Consider the following 20,049-nt stretch of genomic DNA (forward strand, 5'->3'; position numbering starts at 1 on the left):
AAAAAGGTTAAGTTGGTTGCACAAAGTGTAACTTAAACAATTTTATGATTAAGGAATCAAAAAATTGCTTAGAACGACTATAAGCTTGTTTAATTGATCTTATACCTAACTGTAGTACAGAATAACTCCTACATCCTAGCGTTTTCTTCATTTTTATCGGTTGCTCTTGCTCTCCAATTGCTCCTATTTTTATTGCCATTGCATATGCTATAAATAAACATTTTATAAAATTCTCTAATCGCACTTTACTCTTTATATGCGTATCTTCCATTCTAAAACCATTACTTTTGCACCCTTTAAAGGCAGCTTCGATATCCCATCTCTTGAACGTATTTAGTCTTGAATCTTTCATCTCAAAATGATTATATAGTAATTCGGCTAGTAACATAGAGTACCACAGATTTTTTTGTGTTCAATCTAAAATACTCTATTTACTAGCTCTTGCAACCACCCCATCTCTTTTGTCCAGTAGTGTGATTAGTTGTACGCTCCGATACTCGACACTCGTACTCCGAGTAGCAATTTAGTTTTGAGAAATGGTATTAGTTATTGCCTCATCATATCTTGCTTGCACTCTAATCCAAAAACTATCTGATAAACCAAAATATTTTGCTAGTAATAGAGCGGTTTCAGTGCTAATATTTCTTTGTTTATTGAGGATATCTGTTATTCTATTAATGGGTACTTCAATATCTTTAGCTAATCTATAAGCTGCAATACCGAAAGGTTCTAAGAATTCAGTCTTAAGTATTTCCCCAGAATGTATAGGATTAATCTTATGCATGTAAGTTACATTTTATTTATGATAATCAATTATTTCTACTTCGTAAGCATCACCATTGTTCCAAGCAAAGCATATTCTCCATTTATCATTTATATTTATTAGCCTTGTCACCTTGCAATTTCTCTAATCTATTTGCAGTGGGTATAATCAAATCGTCTAAGATATTTGCTGCATCAATCATTGCAAGCTTAATAAGAGCTTTTTGGGATATTTCAAAGAATTTCTTATCATACTTATATTCTTCAAATAGTATATTTGTCTTTTTACACTTAAAACTTTTCGCCATCATTCCCTGACTAACATAAAATTATATTTAATTCATAAATGAGGTAAAATTTTATGTATAGATTCTTTAAGATTATTTTTAATTTTCTGAAATTCTTCCGTGATATTATTTAGTTTACTTATTTTTTCTAAAAATTCTTTCATTTCATTTTTTTTAAGTAATGGTATGTGTATATTACAAAGCTGTTCATAAGTTAAGTTTGCTCTAACAGCTCCATATTTTGTATCGTATTTGCCAATAATGGCTAAATAATATTTTGACTTTAAAATATGTAATAAATATTCGGATGGTAGAGTATCTTGGAATTTTTTTAAAACTCTAAAGACAATATAAATACCACTTACATAACCACCGCTTAAATCCTCAAAGACTAAACCTAAAGAACCAACATTAATCCTATGCGGATTATATACCAAATCTCCAGCTTGAACCTGCTTGTATTTTTGGTTTATGTCCTCACCTTTTAAAATTTCATTGTCAAAAACACCAATACTATTACTTACACCTAAAATTCTAAAATCTGTAATTGGCTGTAAAGACGGCTCTGTTTTTTCTGTTATCTCCTCAATATAATTACCAAGTTTTATAATCTCGCCTTTTAAATTAGCAAAAATATCAAAATAATCATAAATCCATAAACTATAACCATTTTTGGCGATTTCAGTTGATGCTATTATAGCAGACTCAATTTCCGAAACAGTCTTTTTATTATTGAAAGCATCAAGTGCAGCTGGCAAATCATTGTCCTTAATTGGCTTCTTTCTTGAACCAAGTTCATGACCGACCGCATTAACTGCAAAAAAGAATGTGTTTGATATCTTTCTGTTTTTCTCGAAATATACAATGCTTGTTTTTGTTGGTGTGTAAGGTTCAAAAAGCTTTCTTGGCAATGAAACAATAGAAACATTTGATGAGTTATTAAAAATATACTCTCTTACCTTTCCAACATCGCCCCCATCTGAAAGAAAATTTTCTTTTACAAGTAAACAACCTCTACCACCTAGTTTTAAAGCTTCAAAGCAATGCAAAGCACAAATAGCGTCCCCATTATTTGATTGAATGGGATACAAATACCCAAACCTTGTTTGTTGCGAATATGGTGGATTTGTAATTACAATATCATATTTTTGATTTACATAATCAGAAATGGTGTCTTGTTTTTTGATATTACTATGTCCGTCTCCGAACAAAATCATATTCATTTTTGCAATTCTTGCATTTACAGTAATCTCAGAACCATAAATTGTTTTTTTTCTTAGAATATTTTGCATCTCATCGTTAAACGAAGTTCTGATTTTTAAATATCTAAACGCTTCAATTAAAAACCCTCCTGTACCACAAAAAGGGTCATAAATGGTTTCGCCAATTTTAGGATTAACCATACTTATCATTGTTCTTACAATGTTTCTAGGTGTAAAATATTCGCCTAAATCTTTAATTTTGATGCCTTGGTAAGCATTTTTTAAAAAATACTCAAAAGCATCACCATTCACATCACTATCTGAAGCTGTAAGGTTAAGTTTTGAAAGCTCACAAATAATTTCTTCAAAAATATCAGGTGAACTAATAGGAAATGCTTCGTTAAAAATATCACCATATTTCTCGTTAATCTTAATCCAAACAACATCTTTTACATATTGATACAATTCTTTTCCTTTTCTCTTAGTAAATGAACTCCATCTAAGATACTCATCTAATGTATTCTCTTCACTTCCACACATCTTTAGAACAGAAATTTCATCAAGAATTTTTAAAAACAAAATATCAGAAAATGCCCCAAATCTATCAAGACCAGCTTGTAATCCATCCTCTCTTAGTAAATTAGCTGCACTTTTAAATACCTTAATAAGTTCGTCTCTTGAATGCTGAATAAAATTTACCGCAGATAGTATTTCAGAACCCTCATTAACAAATCTGAGTGCCGTATGGTGATTTATAAATTGCCTTACATCTTCCCCATCAATTTTAAGATTACGTCCATTATACAAATATTGTGTTTCAATATAACTACCATTATAAGCAAATATAAGTGGCGTATTTAGTGGTTTAGCATACAAATTCAATGCTTGGTTCATTGCTAATTGTATACTTTCATTCGGTTTTTTTGCCTCAATTATTATTATTGGTTCGTTACTTCCTTCCTTGTATAGTACAAAGTCAGGTATTTTACCGTTAAGTAATTCTTTTTGCTTTGTAAGTTTCACTCTTTGCTGAAAGACGTTACATTTTGGGTCTTTCTCATCGACAATCCAACCAAGATTATCAAGTTGGACTAAGATATCATGCATTACAGATGCTTCTAATCTTTTAGTATACATATAGAATATTCCAATTTTACAAAACAGCTTGTTTTACCAACAAATTAAACATATCGTAATTATCTCTGTTATTATATCTAAAACAGAACTCATCAACGTATTTTTGCGAGTGTTGTGATGATACACGGTAATAAATAACCTGAATGCGGTATAACAAGTTATTCCAAATTCGGTTATATCTATAAATATAACAGATTTTTATGATCCACTAATAGCTGTTTTCATTATTTTTGCGGTATTGCTTATTTTTTTCATCCCCTAACCAGTACATTACTATTACTCATTCTTTAAAAGGCTTATTCTTATCCCAAACTAATGGTTAATTGGAACAGAAAGTACTTTAAATTAAGTTAGCTCTAAGGCTGCTTCTTCTAGTACATTAATTTGATCTCGTATTTTTGCCGCCTGTTCAAATTCTAAATTACTAGCCTTTTCATACATTTCCTTCTTTAATCTATCGATATGAGCTTTCAATTTCACTGGATTGTCTAATAATATATGAGTTTGTTTTTTATTATCTAACTTACTATCCAATTTGTCTAATTCGATTAGTGCATGGATATGGTGATTAATTGTCTGCGGTACTATACCATGTTGCTCATTATATTCCTCCTGAATTTTCCTTCTCCTATATGTCTCACTTACTGCCTTATCAATAGACTTGGTGTTGCGATCTGCATAGAGTATTACCCTTCCTTGACTATTCCTTGCAGCCCTGCCGATAGTTTGAATTAATGAGACTTCAGAACGCAAAAAACCTTCTTTATCAGCATCGAGTATTGCAACAAGTCCACATTCTGGAATATCTAAACCTTCCCGCAATAAATTAATACCAACAATAATATCTATAGTACCTTGGCGTAAATCTCTTATGATTTCCATACGTTCAAGAGTATGAACATTAGAGTGCAAATATGATACTTTATACCCTAATTCTTGTAGATAATTTGTTAAATCTTCTGACATTTTTTTAGTTAATGTTGTCACTAAAACGCGGAATCCTTTATTTATCGTATATTGAATCTCGCTTATCAAATCTTCAACTTGGTTAGTCGCTGGTTTTATAATACATTCTGGGTCTAGTAGTCCCGTTGGTCTGATAATTTGCTCGACCATAATCCCTGCTGTTTCTTCCAATTCAAAAGACCCAGGTGTTGCTGAGACAAAAACCGTCTGAGGTCTAAAATCTTGCCATTCTTCAAATTTTAATGGTCTGTTATCTAAGGCTGATGGAAGGCGAAACCCGTGTTCTACTAATACTTCTTTCCTTGCCCTATCGCCATTATACATTGCTCTAATTTGCGGGACAGATACGTGACTTTCATCGACAAATAGTAAAGCATCTTTGGGCAAATATTCAAATAAGGTTGGCGGAGGCTGCCCATTTGCTTTACCAGTTAGGAATCGAGAGTAATTCTCAATGCCTTTACAGCTGCCAGTTTCCATCATCATTTCCATATCATATTGGGTACGCTGATTTAATCTTTGAGCCTCTACTAATTTATCATGTGCTTTAAGAAATTCTAAGCGTCGTTGTAATTCTTCCTCAATTTGCGATATAGCATTTTGTACTACTTCTTTAGGTGTTACAAAGTGGGACTTAGCATAAATCACAGCTTGATCCAATTTAGCTAATTTTTCACCTGTAAGCGGATCAAATTCGCTTATATATTCAAGTTCATTGCCAAAAAATGACAATCGCCAAGCTTTATCGTTATAATGTACTGGAAATATGTCAATATTATCACCTTTTACCCTAAACGTACCACGTTCAAACCCCACATCATTACGCTCATATTGTAAATTTACTAAGTCATTAAGCAATTTATCTCTAGCATAAATTTCCCCAGACTTAAGGCTTATTGTCATCTGATAATAAAGATTTGGTGAACCAAGACCATAAATACAAGAAACTGAGGATACAACAATTACATCCCGACGTTCCAGCAGTGACCTAGTGGCAGAGTGTCTTAATAAATCTATTTGTTCATTTATCGAAGAATCTTTTTCTATATAAGTATCGGTTCTTGCAATATATGCTTCAGGTTGGAAATAATCATAATATGATACAAAATATTCAACGGCATTATTGGGAAAAATTGCCTTCATTTCTGAATAAATTTGGGCAGCTAATGTTTTATTATGTACCATAATAAGTGATGGTCTACCGGTTCTCTCAATAATATTTGCCATAGTGAAGGTTTTACCAGAACCAGTAATACCAAAGAGTATTTGTGAACGCATTCTAGATTCAAGACCTTTAACGATTTCATTAATTGCTTTTGGCTGATCGCCAGCTGGACTATATTTAGATACTATTGAAAACTTATTTATCATTAACTTGTAACTTGCTAAAAGTTTATTATATGTGGATAATAGTCTTATAACTATAAAAATAGGATAACAATTATGCACAAAATGATTCTATACACTGTCATAATTTATACATTAACATATTGTCCTTATTGCACTAAGGCAAAAAAACTACTTAATCGAAAAAATATATCTTACAAAGAAATAATCGTAGACAATTATAATGACAAGCAAAGATTAGAGTTGCAAGCTAAAGCTAATGGACAACGTACATTACCACAAATATTTATTAATGATAAGCATATTGGTGGCTGTGACGCTCTTCATAAACTTGAAGAAGAAGGTAAGTTAGATGAATTAGTAAAATAATATCATATAATTATGACAGCAAAAATTCTAAAAATAAATGTATTAAGTCATGGTAATTTGGCTCGAATATACTTGACTTACGGGTAATAATAATTTACTTTAACGCAGGTTACATGGCGGATGTAGCTCAGTTGGTTAGAGCATCAGATTGTGGATCTGAGGGTCGCGGGTTCAAGTCCCGTCATTCGCCCCATATTCGTTAGGTTAAAAATTCTTCTCTCAGATAAAGCCATAGGGTAATTTAAAAGTCACGATCAGTAGTTGCTATTAGCGAAAAAGATCTATTGTATTTTCATGTTTGAGAAGCAGCAATAAATTAAGCATTCGTAGCTCAGCTGGATAGAGCGTTGCCCTCCGAAGGCAGAGGTCGTTGGTTCGAATCCAATCGAATGCACCAATTACTTAAAATCTAGGGATTACAAGGCTACCAGCGTACTTCTGGGGGCAGAGACATTAATATTGCTTCAACGTTGCCATCTGTCATTAAGCCAAACATTGTCCCACGATCATATAATAAGTTAAATTCAACATATCTACCACGACGCACCAATTGATAATCCTTTTGTTCATTAGTCCAAGGCAGTAGCATCTTTGTTCTAACAATTTCAGGATATACTGTTAAAAATGCTTGTCCTACGTCCTTAGTAAAAGAAAAATCATTATTAAAATTTCCAGTATTTAAATAATCATAAAATATACCGCCTACTCCCCTTGGCTCATTTCTATGTTTTAAGTAAAAATACTCATCACATTGTTTTGTAAATTTAGGATAATAATTTGGATCATGTTTATCACAAGCATGTTTAAAAGCATTATGAAATTTTGTTGTCTCATTTTCATTAGGGTAAAATGGCGTTAGGTCTCCACCACCGCCAAACCAATGATTAGCAGTTTCAATATAGCGGGTGTTGAAATGTACCGCTGGTATCAATGGAGAAGTAAGGTGAGCCACGATAGAAATACCAGTAGCAAAGAATTGCCTACTATTTTCCGTACCCGGTATATTTTTACTAAATTCTAGAGATAATTCCCCAAAAACTGTAGAAATATTAACACCAACTTTTTCAAATAAGTTACCACGCATTACAGACATTACGCCACCACCACCATTTTTTCTGTCCCATGGTGATCGTATGAATCTCGTAGGAGCTAAACCTTTCGCCTTACTATATTCAAGTTCAATTTTCTCGAATTCAGTACATACTTGATCACGTAAATTTGTAAACCATGTTATTGCTTTTTCTTTGTTGCTGGTCATAGTAATTTATACCATCACTATAGTGGGAGTGTTAAAACAACTTATTATCTCTTTCTAGTTTTGAAAGAATTCCTGCTAAGTAAACATCTTATTTCATTTCTCATAAAATAAATGATAACTAAAAATATACTAGAAGTAGTCATAATATAAAAGGCAGGGGCATAAAACAAGCCTGTTTTTTCAACAAGCCAACGAGAAATAAGAGGAGAAGTACCACCAAATATAGTAATACCCAAATTATAACTAAAGGATACCCCTGAAAATTTTTGTTCAGGAGTAAATAAAGATATAATAAAGCTATAGGCTGCCCCAGCTATTGCCCCACTAAGAATACCTAAGATAGTTAGTGCTAGAATTTGTTGCCACATGAACAGTAATGACATAGATAACAAAATAGGTAAAGCTAATATCAAGATTGCTAAGCTTACTAAAGCTAAAGTCTTAAATTTTCCAATAATATCAGTTAATCCACCAAATAATGGCATAGATACCATCGATATAAAATTTGCATATAACATATAAGTAAGAGCAATTGTATTATCAAGGTGCATAACATCATGGTAATACACAATGATATAGGTTTTTACTAAATAGACGACGCTACTAGCAACTGCACCTGTACAAAAGGTTAAAAACATCGCTTTCCAAGCTGTCTTAACTACGTTGATAAAAGGTGCTTTTAAAGTTTTCTTTTGTTCAGCTAACATTTTGAAAATTGGAGTCTCTGATACACGAAGACGCAAATAGAAACCGACAAGCCCCATAGCTCCACCTAGTAAAAATGCAAAACGCCAAGCAAAATCAAAATGATAAAAATATTGTTCAATAATAATTCCTACAAGGGTGGCTATTAACGTACCAGCCATATTTGAGCCATGTACTAAACCAGCAGTAAAACCTGGTCGTAAATTTTGATGATGTTCTAGAATAAAAATAGCAGCTCCAGCCCCTTCACCACTAATACATAAGCCTTGAAAAAGACGCATTATGATTAATATTATCGGTGCATAAACTCCTATGTCATGATAAGAAGGAATTAGTCCCATAGTAAATGTTGGTATAGTCATACCAAGCATGGAAATAATTAAGGCTATACGCCTTCCATATTTATCGCCAACATAACCAAAAAATATACCACCAATTGGTCTAGTAATGAATCCTAGTGCAAATACCCCGAGAGCCAACAATATTTGTAAAAATTTTGAGCTTGAAGGAAAAAATGTATGACCAATTACTAATGAAAATACTGAATATACTGTGAAATCGTAATATTCCAGTATATTGCCTGAAATTGCTGATAAAAAAACGGATTTAGGTTTGCTCATCTATATCTTATCAATCAAATTTAATTAAATCGGATTATAGACTACTTAACCAACTTATAAAGTGTAAAATAATTTTATTTTTTGCAACAAGCTATATATATTACAGGAAAGTTAATTATTATTTAATATATAGTGATTATTATACAATACAGGTAGATAATAATTAGTAGTTTATATCATCTATAGCTTGATCTTTTTGACAAGCTCTTCCACTATGTATGTTGTATAAATATTTTTTATTAACTTTAATGAGTTATAATTATGGGCGACATAGGTGGAACAAAATTAGGTAAAATAGATAAAATACAAGAAAATAGGATTCTCTCTATCTCAGGTGGTGGAATTAAGGGGGTTGCTGAGTTGGTTGTACTTGCAGCGATTGAGGAATATACAGGCAAACCTATATCTAAATTATTCAATATTATTGCTGGCACTAGCGTTGGGGGATTAATTGCAACTTTATTGACCATCCCTAAAGAAGAGGGATCAACAGAACCGCTTTTTTCAGCAAAACAAGCTTTAGAGCTATGTGAAAATACTGCTGCTGATATTTTTCCACAAAAATGGTATTTTAATGGACCAATCGGTAGGATATTCAGCCATAAATATAGTCAAAAACCTCTTAAAGCAATGTTAGAAAAATATTTGGATAATAGTACATTGGATGAGGCTATAAGTCGCGTTATTATACCTGTTTTTGACGTAGGTGGCAAAAATGATCCTAATAAAGTTTTTGATAGTCATGCCCCTAACAGCCTACTAAAAAAAGAGGTAGTTCTTGCTACTACGGCAGCTCCTACTTATTTTAAACCTGTTGTTAGTAAAGAGGGTGTAGGTGGTTTTGGCTATGATGCTGGAGTACCTTATGCTTTTGTCGATGGAGGCTTAAGTGCTAATCGTCCGGCAGCATCAGCTCTAGGAGTACTGAAAGAAGGGCTAACTATTGAAAAACAAGTAGAAATGTTAAAACATACGACGATTTGTGCTATCAATTTTGAACAAACTAATAAAGAAATGGAGATACCATCAAAAAAATTGGATGGTTGCATAGGTTGGGGAACTAAAGGCAACATAGTAAGCAAAATTACTAAAGCTACCGAAAGTAGTGCTACAAATGAAGTTAAAAAAGATTTACCAAAAGCTGGTCAATTTACAGAGATATTAATTCCTATACCAAAAGAATGTAAGAAATTGGATAATGTTGAGCCAGATAATATAGCTAAATTAAAAGAAATTGGTAGGCAATATGTAGAAAATAACAAAGAATTACTTGAGAATCTCTGTAAAACATTGGTTGAGAGTGTCAATAGAGAAGAGAGCTTAAAAGCAGCAAACATTGACGAATCTAATGTTTCTAGTGTGTTAGTAGCGAGTGATAATACTGATGATGAAGGACAAGATAATAATGCTTCCAGTACTGTTAGTAATCGTGTAATATCGAATGAATGTGATAAACAACAATTATTGATTAAAGATTTAAATGATAGTCAATATGAAACTCTACAAAAAGGCTTGAGTACTTTAACTCCTAGGGAATCTCAGCTTTTGGAAATGTTCTTACAAGTATTAGATAATACACAAATTGAAGCTCTATCCGGTCGGATTAGCTCAATCATCAACGGTAATCATACAGATGAGATACCTGAGTTAACTAATTCTCAAAATATGCTTCTTAGCTCTTTTAGTAAGATGTTTATACCTGATAATGATTATGCTTCGCTTTCGAATACTTGTGGTCAAGAAGCTTTAGCTCAAGAAGTACCGTGTGATGGAAGAGGCTCAGATTTTTCACACGCTCCTCCTGAAGTGTATTAATTGTAATTACCCCAATTCAGGATAAGAATTAACTAATTCTTATCCCGAATTCGCGTCTGTTGAGTATATTCTTGATATTTACAGAAGATAGCATAAAATAACCAAGCAGTGAATTGCTTATGAGTTTGTTATGTTACATATATCTATTAAAAACAATGATGTTGTTTCTTTAGAAGAAAAACAACATCTATTTCATCTCGTTGATCCGAGTCCTTGGCCAATCCTGACTTCATTTGCCTTATTGCTTTTAGCTAGCGGTAGCATAATGTTTATGCATGCATATAGATTTGGTGAATATGTTTTTGGAGCTGGTATTCTTTCAGTGATTTTTTGTTTATATTCATGGTGGAGTGATGTAATTAAAGAGGGATTAATTGGAAAACATCATACGCAGCCAGTAAGAATCGGCTTAAGGATAGGTATGGCACTATTTATTTTGTCAGAAATAATGTTTTTTGCTGTATTTTTTGGATCATTTTTTAAAGCAAACCTTTTCCCTGTAGGACTGCTAGATGGTGTATGGGTGGTAAAGCCTGGTGTATGGCCTCCTGCTGGTATTCAAACATTTGATCCTTTTGACATTCCTTTTATTAACACATTGATTCTTTTGTTGTCCGGTACAACAGTAACTTGGGCACATTATGCTCTTGAGGAAAATAACCAAAAGGATTGTATGACCGCTCTTAGCTTTACCATAATACTTGGTGTATTTTTTAGTTTAATGCAAGCTTATGAATATCATCATGCAGCTTTTGGTTTTAAAGATGGAATCTATCCTTCTAATTTTTACTTAGCAACAGGTTTTCACGGAGTTCACGTAATAATTGGCACTATATTTCTAAGTGTTTGTTATTATAGAGTGCGGCGAGGTGACTTTGTGAAAGGTAATGGTCATTTGGGTTTTGAATTTGCAGCTTGGTACTGGCATTTTGTCGATGTAGTATGGTTGTTTTTGTTCACTTTTGTATATGCTCTTAGAAGATAGACTGTTAAAATATAGATATGTTTATATTATTTTCTTTACCTGATTTAATACGTCTTCAGCATGTCCAGCTACTTGTACTTTTGACCAAATGTAAGCTATCTTGCCTTTTTTATCTATTAAGAAAGTAGCTCTATCAACTCCCATATATTTTTTACCAAACATTGATTTTTCTACCCAAACTCCATATTTTTCACAAGTATCAGAATTAGAATCTGATGCAAGATCAAAATCCAAACAATATTTTTTCTTGAATTTATCGTGAGAATTTAAGTCGTCCTTTGATACACCAATAATGACAGCATTCATTTTTTCAAATTCTAGTTTTAATTTATTAAAGTCACCGGCCTCGATAGTACAACCTGGTGTATCATCTTTAGGATAAAAATATAATACAACAACCTTTCCTGTTAAATCTGACAAATTGATTTTACTATTATCACCTATTGGCATAGTAAAATTTGGTGCAATATCGCCTATTTTTAATGTCATAACTACTCCTTTATATTTATTTTATTAACTAATTTCTTTTAGACAAATTACAAATCATAAAAATTACTGCTAACGAAATCGCTAATGCAAACCAAGTTATAGCATATTCTAAATGATTATTTCTGACATTCAACAAATTTTCAATCGACAAACTTTTAAGAATATCAGATCGATTGTTATTACCCTCCATAACTAAATAAAAATCTTCTAATTTTAAGCCAAGAACATCAGAGGCTTGAGTTAAATCCAAGGTAAACCAAACATTGTTTTTAACATCATTATCCAGTACAAACAGCTTTGTTTTTTCACCGGGAAGAATTACACCTGTAATTTCCATAGAGTTATCTATTATATTATCAATATTTTTTTTATGCCTCCCAGCAAACCACCCTAGTACAACCAAGATTATCTTGTTATCATCAGTTTGAAATGGGGTAACTAAATAATAACCATCTTTTTCAGTGGACATTGATCTGCGTCCATAAAGATGTAAATTCTTACCCACTAGAAAATAGCCGTTCGCCCTTATTTTAGCATATAATTTATTTCCACTAAGTGTTTTTATATCAATTGGCGGATTATTAAGATTATTTTTCATTGAACTTAAAAACAGTTCTTTTTCCTGTAATCTAGCAATTTGCCAAAACCCAAGTGATAAGAGAATTACAAATGCTAATATAGTAAGTAATAAAGGTAATAATTGAACTTGGCACTTACCGATTTTTAAAGTACTTTTTTTTAAAGTTTGTAACACTATAATTTCTTCATTATTTCTAGTAGTGATTCTAGAGTAGCTAGTTCTCTTTGTCTATTATCATTTAGGTATATAAAAAACTCCAAATTAAATAGCTTTAATGCTTCTGTTAATGATTTGGGGAATGACACTAAATTATATTGTTGATCAAAAGCATTGCCATATATTTTGTTGATATTATTTATTTTATCAGGAAATTTTAAACCTAGAAATATAGAGTTTAAAATAGTAAAAATTGCTAAATAAGGATCAGTTAGTGGATTTGCTATTCTATGTTCTAGTCTTTTAGGAGAGAGGTCAGGGATACGCAGTGCAACAGTTCTATTATTATTACCAAAAGATACATTAGTTGGTGCCATAAAATTCTTATCCAAACGAAGGTAGTCATCTTCATTTGGCATGAATATCAAGAAAGTGTCAAGCATATAATGACAGATACTTTGACCTATTAGATCAATATTAAGTATACTCTTCTCCAAATCATTTGGGGATATAAAATTTACATGAAAATGCATACTACTACCATAATCGCTTGCAAATGGTTTGGCAGAAAAATTTACATTACCCCGTAATTTTTCTGCAATAATTTGTATTTTAGACTTAGTGCTACTAATTTTTTCTATATACTCAATTATGTTAGTGGAAGGCGGCAAATCTACCTCAAATTGATTAGCTCCTTTTTCTTTCTTAACTGCTATTCCAAGTAGAGTCTGAAATTCGAGAGGATCAATATTTTTGCTTAAATAAAATTCTATTTCTACTCCGATGCAAGCTATTAGCGAGTAGTCTGTTTGAAATTTCTTAATGATTTTTTGTAAAGCATTGTTCTTTTGCAAATGATCTGATAGTGTATGGATAAATTGCTGTAGGGTGGTCATGTGGATGAGTTTATAAAGAATAAAGTTTATTATAAAATTTTTGATGGAAGCTTCAAGCAATCTAGTCATATTTATAGTAAAAAAAATAAGTTGGGTGATTCTAGTATCTTAGAAAGTGTCGAGAATAATCGGCTAACAGTAGTTAAATATTATGATGCCGAGAATATTGTTATCCTACAGCAAGTGCATGGTAACAAAGTTATTGATGCTGATAGTGATGTTAAGACTGATCCCGAAGGTGATGGAGCAGTTACTACCAAAAAAAATCTAGTACTAACAGTACAAACTGCTGATTGCGTTCCTATTCTACTTAGTAGCGAAGATGGTAAGGTTATAGGGGCAGCTCATTGTGGTTGGCGTGGTGCTAAAGCTGGTATCACTAATAATTTGGTAAAACTAATGCATGAGAAAGGAGCAAAAAATATTAAAGCTATTATTTGCCCTAGTATTCAACAATATTCTTATGAGGTAGACCAAGAATTTTACGATAATTTTATAAAGCAGCGGGCTGAGAACTCAAAGTTTTTTAGTGCCTCCTTGAGAACAAAGCATTATATGTTCGATTTACCAGCTTATGTAGAACTTCAACTGCAAGAAGCTGGTATTAAAGATATAACAAAGATGCTAGAAGATACATATACTAACCCTGAGAAATATCCAAGTTATCGACGTTCCTGCCATACTGGAGAATTATATAACCGTACCATATTATCCACCATTGTAATTAAAGGATAAATACTAAATAAATATGAATAATAATAACTTAAAAATAATAGTTGAGACAAAAACATTAACTCATGCTTTGGCTTTTGCCAATTCTGTGGTAGAAAAACGTAACGTAATTGCTGAGCTTAGTCATGTTAAATTATCATCTAAGGATGGTAAGCTAGAGCTAATAACTACTAACATGGAAATATATTTAAGCCAAAAAGTAGCAGCTCAAGTAATAAGTGAAGGCGAAATAATGGTATCTACTAAAACATTAAATGACATAATAAGAAAGATATCTGATAATGATGTAACGCTCAGTGTCTCAAATGAAACAGATCAACTTGAAATTCTAGGAAAGAATTGTGCTTTTAACCTACTAACCCTACATGCTAACCAGTTCCCTGCATTAGATGATATTAATGTTGAAGCTACTTTAAAAATACCTTGTAGTGATTTTGTTAAAATGATCGACGGTACTTTGTTTTCGGTATCCGTTGATGAAACTCGTTATAATCTTAATGGTGTTTATTTCTGTGTAAAAGATGAAGAATGTTATATGGCTAGCACCGATGGGCATAGATTATCAGTGTCAGTAGTAAAAATAGCCAATAATGCTAGCGAGTTTGGAGTTATTTTACCTAAAAAGACTCTTGAGGAAATTGTTAAGATATTGAAAGACCCTAAGAATATTCAACTGGAAACTGAAATTTTTCTAAGTGTTAATAGGATTAAATTTGTTTGTAATGATATTATAATGGTATCAAAACTAATTGATGGAACTTTTCCGGATTATCAAGCTTTTATCCCAGCAGAGAACAACTATAAACTTACTATTAATACCAAGTTGCTAGCTGATGCTATAGATAGAGTAGCGACAATAACTATAGACAAATTTCAAGCAATAAAATTGATTTTATCAAAAGACTTGCTTGAAATTACCGCTTCTGGAGAAGCAAGAGGCGTGGCTAAAGAATGCATACCATGTTCTCTAGATGAAAGTAATTTATGCATTTTTGATCATGAAGATACTCTGTCTATAGGTTTTAATCCTAAATATCTTACTGATGCACTAAGTGCTGTGTTAAGTGCTACTAAAGCAAACCAAGTTGAGCTACACTTTTTAAATGCATCATCACCAATGTTATTGAAAACTCTTCAGAATCCTAAAGATGTTTTTGTGATTATGCCAGTTAAGGTTTAATATTCACCTTAATTCAATGTATACTCGATAAAAATCAAGAAGAAATGAAGTTTTTATAGTAAAAATACTTGCTTTTTAACGTTTTTTTTATTAGTCTGTGCAATCTTCATAGAGTCTAAAATAACCTGACCTTGCCCGCGTGATGGAATGGTAGACATAACGGACTTAAAATCCGTGGGGTGCAAACCCTTGCCAGTTCAAGTCTGGCCGCGGGTACCATTCATTTTTATCAAGACCATTCTTTTTATCGAGGAAAAAGTATATGTTTATTCAAACTGAAATTACTCCTAATCCTAATGCGATAAAATTTTTCCCTAACATACCTGTTAGCCCTAACGAGCCGGTTCATTTTAGTAATCTTGATGAGGCAAAAGGTAAAAGCAGGCTAGTAGTTCAATTATTTAGTATAAATAACGTAAAATCTGTATTTTTTGGTAGTGATTTTATTACTATTACTAAAGAAGAAGAAAGTGATTGGCTAGTTTTAAAACCTGAAATTTTGATGGTTATTATGGATCATTTTACTGCTGGTTTTACTGTCTTTGATGGGGAAAATGGTCAATCTGCCATAAATAATTCTGACGAGATGTCTGAAATCGAACAACAGATTGTAGAAATTATTGAAACACGTGTACGTCCTTCGGTCGCCATGGATGGAGGTGATATAATATATCGAGGATTTGAAAATGGAGTGGTAAAATTAGAACTTCGTGGAGCTTGCCAAGGTTGTCCTAGTTCGGCTATTACTTTAAAAAATGGTATTGAATCAATGCTTAAACATTTTATCCCCGAGGTAGAATCTGTTGAAGCTGTAGATGAGTTATAGATATTATGTCAAGGTTAGCAGTAGTTACAGGGGGAACAAGGGGGATAGGCAAGGCTATTGCTATAGCATTAAAGGATAGAGGCTTTACCGTTGTAGCAAATTTCTATAGTGATTACCAAGCTGCTAAAGATTTTAATGAAAATTATTCTATTAAAACTAAGCAATGGAATACAGCAAATTATGCTGAATGTTTTAGGTCAATAGAGGAGCTTGAAAATGAATTTGGTTGTTCGGTAAGTGTTTTGGTAAATAATGCTGGTATTACTAGGGATGCGATGATGCATAAAATGATCGAGGAAGAGTGGCAAGAAGTGATTAACGTTAATCTTAGCTCATGCTTTAATATGTGCCGTGCAGTAATTAACCAAATGCGAAATCAAAATTACGGACGAATTATTAATATTAGTTCGATTAATGCTCAGGCAGGACAAATAGGGCAAACTAATTATTCTGCTGCTAAAGCTGGAATTATAGGATTTACTAAGGCGTTAGCTAGGGAATCAGCTTCTAAAAATATAACGGTAAATTGTATAGCTCCTGGGTATATTAAAACAGCAATGGTTGAAAAGATACCAGCTAATGTACTAGAGCAAATAATAGCAGCTGTGCCAATGAAAAGGTTGGGTAGACCGGAAGAAATTGCTAGAGCCGTAGAGTATCTAGCAGATGAGCAAGCTGGTTTTATTACTGGGGAAACGTTGTCAATTAATGGTGGGTATAACATGTCATGAGGTATATACTCCACAACTGTTAAAAGTTAAAAAATCGTCATTGTGATGAGCGTTGTTAGCCCTAAACCGTCATTGCGAGCGAACATACGTGAGCGCGGCAATCCATGAAGCTTGTCATATGGATTGCTTCGTCGACCTACGGTCTCCTCGCAATGACGTTTATTGAAACTTTCAACAGTTGTGTCCTGAAGACGACAACGCAATTCTTGATTTTCATCGAGCATCTAATGTTTATGGTCATGATGATGGATATAAAAGCCAATTGATGACAAGGTGTTTAGAAAGTCTTGGTTCTGTGCTAAATCGTTAGGCTTACCGCTACAACATATATGTCCATTCAAACATATAACTTGGTCAGAATTTTTCATCACAGTAAATAAGTCATGTGATATCATAAAAATTGTAATATTTAGACGTTTTTTTATTTGATTAATAATCCGATAAAATTCTTGCTGACTAGTAACATCTAATGATTGAGTTGGTTCATCTAAAATAATTAGATCAGGATTGTTGAGTAAGGTAGCAGTTAGAATTAGCTTCTGAAATTGACCACCAGAAAGTTCTGAAATATCATGATGTTTATAATTATCAAAATCAATAAAATTACTCCATTCTTGCCAATCATTGCGAGTAGCATTTGAGGCTAATAAATACAAAAAATTTTCAGCTGTAATTGGTAAGTCTGAAGCAAAATCTAGTCTCTGCGGTACATAGCCAATTTTTAGATGGGGGTGAATTGTTATATTACCAGATGAGGCACTGTCTAATCCCAAGATTAATCTAGCTATTGTTGTTTTTCCAGCACCATTTGGACCGATTAAAGTCGTAACCTCACCTTTTTTAACGGTAAAATTAATATTATTAAGAGGTAACTTTTTGCCAAATTGTTTAGATACATTACTGAATTTTATTAATGTAATATCTTCTGATATAGACACAACCACCTGATCAAAATTATTATTGTGTGCCAATTATGAAGTTCGATATAACAAGTTATATACTGCTCGTAAATGGAGAGTTGGTAGACGATAGTATAACTTCAAGAAGAGCTAGGCAGTAGCAAAGTTGAGCGGCGTAGCGTACATTAGTACGTGAGCAGCGGAGATCATGAAGTACGACGACGTGATGATTAGTTTTCGGAAATGGTATTACATCGAACTCAGGTTAACTAGCAGTCTCACCGTTAACATCATTATTACTATCTTGGTCGTCATTATCACTTTCCGATTCTTCACTTTTTTCAGATTTATCATCCTCTTCTTGCGCAGAACCAAGAGCATACACACACAATTCTTCCAGCAGAACATTATTCTTATTAGCCAGTTCTTGCAGTTTAGTTATCGCATCCATGACCTCAGCTGGTATTTTCCCACCACGTTGCTTTGATAACCAGTCATCCTGAAAATGCAGGGGATGATGCCCCGGCTCAGGTTGCCCTACATATATGGTAAACGGTGCCATTTGTCCACCAAAATCACAATTAACACTAAACTTTTTCATAACATAACATTAAATTATTAGAATAATATTAGGGATTTCAAGATTTAATCCTAAAAAACTTATCCCTAATAAAATTGTATATGATACAACAAAAAAATAAAAGTAAAAAATTTTGGCAACAAAAATTAACTACTCAATGACGTTTTTTCAAGTAATAGATGTTTAAATTTCTCGGAAAGTTCATAATTAGTAGCAACAAACATTTTGTCATTATTTATTATTGCTCCACCTGATTCTCGGACAATTAAATCAAAGCTAGCTTTTAAAGTGTAATTTAATGATGAAAAATAAACAGCATCAATCTTACCAGCTGCAAGTAATAGCATTCCATAACAATGAGAACCAAAAACCCTAGCATTTTTCAAAAAAACTGGGTTTATGTTAAGATCGTCAGTAGAAATTAGAAAATTATCAAAACTAGAACAAGCAGAAACCCTTAATCTACCACTATTATTAGTGGTATTATTTCCTACCCATACTCCTTTTCCCTTCTCAACATAATAAATCTCATCAAGAGCTGGAAAGTTTATCACAGTACAAACCGTGGTTAAAATTTTATTAATCTTTTTTAAACACGTTATAGATACAGCAAAAAATGGTATACTTTTTTCTAAATTACTCAAACTATCAAGCGGATTTATTAAGAAAACCATCTCAGAAGCGTTATCTAATTCAAACTTATCCTCTGGAAAAAATAAAGAACTTGTATATTTTTGCAACTCATTACGTAATAAATCTTGTGTTTTAATATAAGATTTATTGCAGAAATCATAGTTTCCCTTATTAGATCTTTGAAGCATTTCCAGCTCTAAAAAATCTCTCTTCAAAAACTTAACAGCTTTACATGATGCAGTAATAAGTAAGTTAGTTATAGGTTGTTGCATAAGATATTACTTTGCTCTCTCAACAAAGCTTATATCTTCAATTTTTACAACTATTTTCTCCCCGGTAACTAAATAAGGCGGTACCATTACCTTTACTCCATTGGTTAAAATCGCTGGTTTATAAGAAGACGTTACCGTAGAGCCTTTAATTACAGGATCAGTTTGCATAATTTCAGCAATAACGGTTTGCGGTAATTCAGCATTTAAAGCTTTTTCTTCATAAAACTGTACCTTGAGTACCATATTATCCTCAAGAAATGGCAAACATTCGCCAAGAATTGCCTTATTAATTAAAATCTGCTCAAATGTCTCATTATCCATTAACACGAGATTATCATCTTCAAAATATAGGAATTGTAAATCCTTATTCTCAAGCTGTGCTTTTTCAACGTAATCGGATGAATTAAAACGCTCATTAAGTTTTGTACCAGTTTTTAAATTTTTCATCTCTACTTGCACATAAGCCCCACCTTTACCAGGTTTGGTATGTTCAGGTGTTTTGCTCACAACCCATAAATCATTATTATACACTATAATGTTACCAGCCCTAATAGCATTTGCTGAAATTTTCATATTATTATCACTTATCTAAAATAATTCTTTTGTATATTTGTTTAAGCTG

21 protein-coding genes and 3 tRNA genes are annotated in these 20,049 nt (G+C 32.5%); 10 read left to right on the plus strand and 14 right to left on the minus strand.

Annotated features, from left to right (window positions below; genetic code table 11):
* Window positions 1–7: 7 nt before the first annotated feature.
* The 5 genes from ACFEL1_RS04795 to uvrB form a co-directional block, all read right to left on the minus strand.
* A complete protein-coding gene (locus tag ACFEL1_RS04795; protein WP_341762580.1) occupies window positions 8–388 on the minus strand; it encodes a hypothetical protein in 381 nt (126 codons plus the stop codon).
* 135 nt (window positions 389–523) lie between these two features.
* On the minus strand, window positions 524–784 hold the full coding sequence (locus tag ACFEL1_RS04800) for a HigA family addiction module antitoxin (RefSeq protein ID WP_341762794.1): 261 nt from the start codon (window positions 782–784) through the stop codon (window positions 524–526).
* A gap of 85 nt (window positions 785–869) precedes the next feature.
* A complete protein-coding gene (locus ACFEL1_RS04805) occupies window positions 870–1,070 on the minus strand; it encodes a type II toxin-antitoxin system RelE/ParE family toxin (protein WP_341762793.1) in 201 nt (66 codons plus the stop codon).
* Between the two features lie 32 nt (window positions 1,071–1,102).
* The gene (locus ACFEL1_RS04810) at window positions 1,103–3,388 is read right to left on the minus strand and encodes an N-6 DNA methylase (protein WP_375330683.1); all 2,286 of its coding nucleotides are present in this window, start codon (window positions 3,386–3,388) and stop codon (window positions 1,103–1,105) included.
* Window positions 3,389–3,733: 345 nt separating this feature from the next.
* Complete coding sequence (gene uvrB, locus ACFEL1_RS04815; protein WP_375331548.1) at window positions 3,734–5,722, minus strand: excinuclease ABC subunit UvrB; 1,989 nt, start codon at window positions 5,720–5,722, stop codon at window positions 3,734–3,736.
* Between the two features lie 75 nt (window positions 5,723–5,797).
* Between uvrB and grxC the strand changes: the two genes are divergently transcribed.
* The 3 genes from grxC (at window position 5,798) to ACFEL1_RS04830 (ending at window position 6,467) form a co-directional block, all read left to right on the plus strand.
* Window positions 5,798–6,070, plus strand: a complete 273-nt coding sequence (gene grxC / locus ACFEL1_RS04820; protein WP_341762791.1) for a glutaredoxin 3 — start codon at window positions 5,798–5,800, stop codon at window positions 6,068–6,070.
* Between the two features lie 116 nt (window positions 6,071–6,186).
* Window positions 6,187–6,263 (plus strand) — tRNA-His (locus tag ACFEL1_RS04825).
* Between the two features lie 127 nt (window positions 6,264–6,390).
* A tRNA-Arg gene (locus ACFEL1_RS04830) sits at window positions 6,391–6,467 on the plus strand.
* Window positions 6,468–6,494: 27 nt separating this feature from the next.
* Here the strand turns inward: ACFEL1_RS04830 and hemF are convergent.
* Both hemF and ACFEL1_RS04840 read right to left on the minus strand, forming a co-directional pair.
* Complete coding sequence (hemF, locus tag ACFEL1_RS04835) at window positions 6,495–7,328, minus strand: oxygen-dependent coproporphyrinogen oxidase (RefSeq protein ID WP_342279102.1); 834 nt, start codon at window positions 7,326–7,328, stop codon at window positions 6,495–6,497.
* 44 nt (window positions 7,329–7,372) lie between these two features.
* Window positions 7,373–8,653, minus strand: a complete 1,281-nt coding sequence (locus tag ACFEL1_RS04840) for an MFS transporter (RefSeq protein WP_342279101.1) — start codon at window positions 8,651–8,653, stop codon at window positions 7,373–7,375.
* A 261-nt stretch (window positions 8,654–8,914) separates the two neighbouring features.
* On the opposite strand from ACFEL1_RS04840, the gene ACFEL1_RS04845 reads away from it, so the two are divergent.
* Window positions 8,915–10,468 carry a patatin-like phospholipase family protein gene (locus tag ACFEL1_RS04845; protein ID WP_375330684.1) on the plus strand — a complete coding sequence of 518 codons (1,554 nt, stop codon included), beginning with the start codon at window positions 8,915–8,917 and terminating at the stop codon, window positions 10,466–10,468.
* 130 nt (window positions 10,469–10,598) lie between these two features.
* Window positions 10,599–11,453: a cytochrome c oxidase subunit 3 gene (locus ACFEL1_RS04850; protein ID WP_375330685.1), complete on the plus strand. Its 855-nt coding sequence runs from the start codon at window positions 10,599–10,601 to the stop codon at window positions 11,451–11,453.
* Window positions 11,454–11,474: 21 nt separating this feature from the next.
* Here the strand turns inward: ACFEL1_RS04850 and bcp are convergent, their stop codons facing one another.
* From bcp to ACFEL1_RS04865, 3 genes are read right to left on the minus strand one after another with little or no spacing between them, the layout of a single operon-like run.
* The gene (gene bcp / locus ACFEL1_RS04855) at window positions 11,475–11,942 is read right to left on the minus strand and encodes a thioredoxin-dependent thiol peroxidase (protein ID WP_375330686.1); all 468 of its coding nucleotides are present in this window, start codon (window positions 11,940–11,942) and stop codon (window positions 11,475–11,477) included.
* Window positions 11,943–11,970: 28 nt separating this feature from the next.
* Window positions 11,971–12,696: an SURF1 family protein gene (locus ACFEL1_RS04860; RefSeq protein ID WP_342279097.1), complete on the minus strand. Its 726-nt coding sequence runs from the start codon at window positions 12,694–12,696 to the stop codon at window positions 11,971–11,973.
* Window positions 12,696–13,574, minus strand: coding sequence for a glutamine synthetase (locus ACFEL1_RS04865; RefSeq protein ID WP_375330687.1), 879 nt, complete (start codon window positions 13,572–13,574; stop codon window positions 12,696–12,698). Before ACFEL1_RS04865 ends, ACFEL1_RS04860 begins: the two co-directional genes overlap by 1 nt.
* Here ACFEL1_RS04865 and pgeF point away from each other — a divergent pair, their 5' ends adjacent.
* The 5 genes from pgeF to ACFEL1_RS04890 all read left to right on the plus strand — a co-directional run bounded on the left by pgeF (window position 13,575) and on the right by ACFEL1_RS04890 (window position 17,043).
* Window positions 13,575–14,309: a peptidoglycan editing factor PgeF gene (pgeF, locus tag ACFEL1_RS04870; protein WP_341761730.1), complete on the plus strand. Its 735-nt coding sequence runs from the start codon at window positions 13,575–13,577 to the stop codon at window positions 14,307–14,309. It begins immediately after the preceding gene.
* 13 nt (window positions 14,310–14,322) lie between these two features.
* Window positions 14,323–15,486, plus strand: a complete 1,164-nt coding sequence (gene dnaN / locus ACFEL1_RS04875) for a DNA polymerase III subunit beta (protein ID WP_341762782.1) — start codon at window positions 14,323–14,325, stop codon at window positions 15,484–15,486.
* 133 nt (window positions 15,487–15,619) lie between these two features.
* Window positions 15,620–15,705: transfer RNA gene (locus ACFEL1_RS04880), tRNA-Leu, on the plus strand.
* Between the two features lie 43 nt (window positions 15,706–15,748).
* The gene (locus ACFEL1_RS04885; RefSeq protein ID WP_342279094.1) at window positions 15,749–16,312 is read left to right on the plus strand and encodes a NifU family protein; all 564 of its coding nucleotides are present in this window, start codon (window positions 15,749–15,751) and stop codon (window positions 16,310–16,312) included.
* A 5-nt stretch (window positions 16,313–16,317) separates the two neighbouring features.
* Window positions 16,318–17,043 (plus strand): SDR family oxidoreductase, encoded by a 726-nt coding sequence (locus ACFEL1_RS04890; RefSeq protein WP_375330688.1) that lies wholly within the window; start codon window positions 16,318–16,320, stop codon window positions 17,041–17,043.
* Between the two features lie 224 nt (window positions 17,044–17,267).
* On the opposite strand, the gene ACFEL1_RS04895 is transcribed toward ACFEL1_RS04890, so the two are convergent.
* From ACFEL1_RS04895 to efp, 4 genes are all read right to left on the minus strand, one after another.
* Window positions 17,268–17,963, minus strand: coding sequence for a metal ABC transporter ATP-binding protein (locus ACFEL1_RS04895; protein ID WP_341762183.1), 696 nt, complete (start codon window positions 17,961–17,963; stop codon window positions 17,268–17,270).
* Window positions 17,964–18,207: 244 nt separating this feature from the next.
* Window positions 18,208–18,543, minus strand: coding sequence for a DUF2610 domain-containing protein (locus ACFEL1_RS04900; RefSeq protein WP_341751470.1), 336 nt, complete (start codon window positions 18,541–18,543; stop codon window positions 18,208–18,210).
* Between the two features lie 125 nt (window positions 18,544–18,668).
* Entirely contained in the window at window positions 18,669–19,427 is a 759-nt protein-coding gene (locus tag ACFEL1_RS04905; protein WP_341761726.1) for an inositol monophosphatase family protein, read from the minus strand.
* 6 nt (window positions 19,428–19,433) lie between these two features.
* Window positions 19,434–20,000, minus strand: coding sequence for an elongation factor P (gene efp / locus ACFEL1_RS04910; RefSeq protein WP_341761725.1), 567 nt, complete (start codon window positions 19,998–20,000; stop codon window positions 19,434–19,436).
* Window positions 20,001–20,049 lie beyond the last annotated feature (49 nt).

This window comes from Candidatus Tisiphia endosymbiont of Oplodontha viridula, from assembly GCF_964264865.1.
Lineage (GTDB): Bacteria > Pseudomonadota > Alphaproteobacteria > Rickettsiales > Rickettsiaceae > Tisiphia.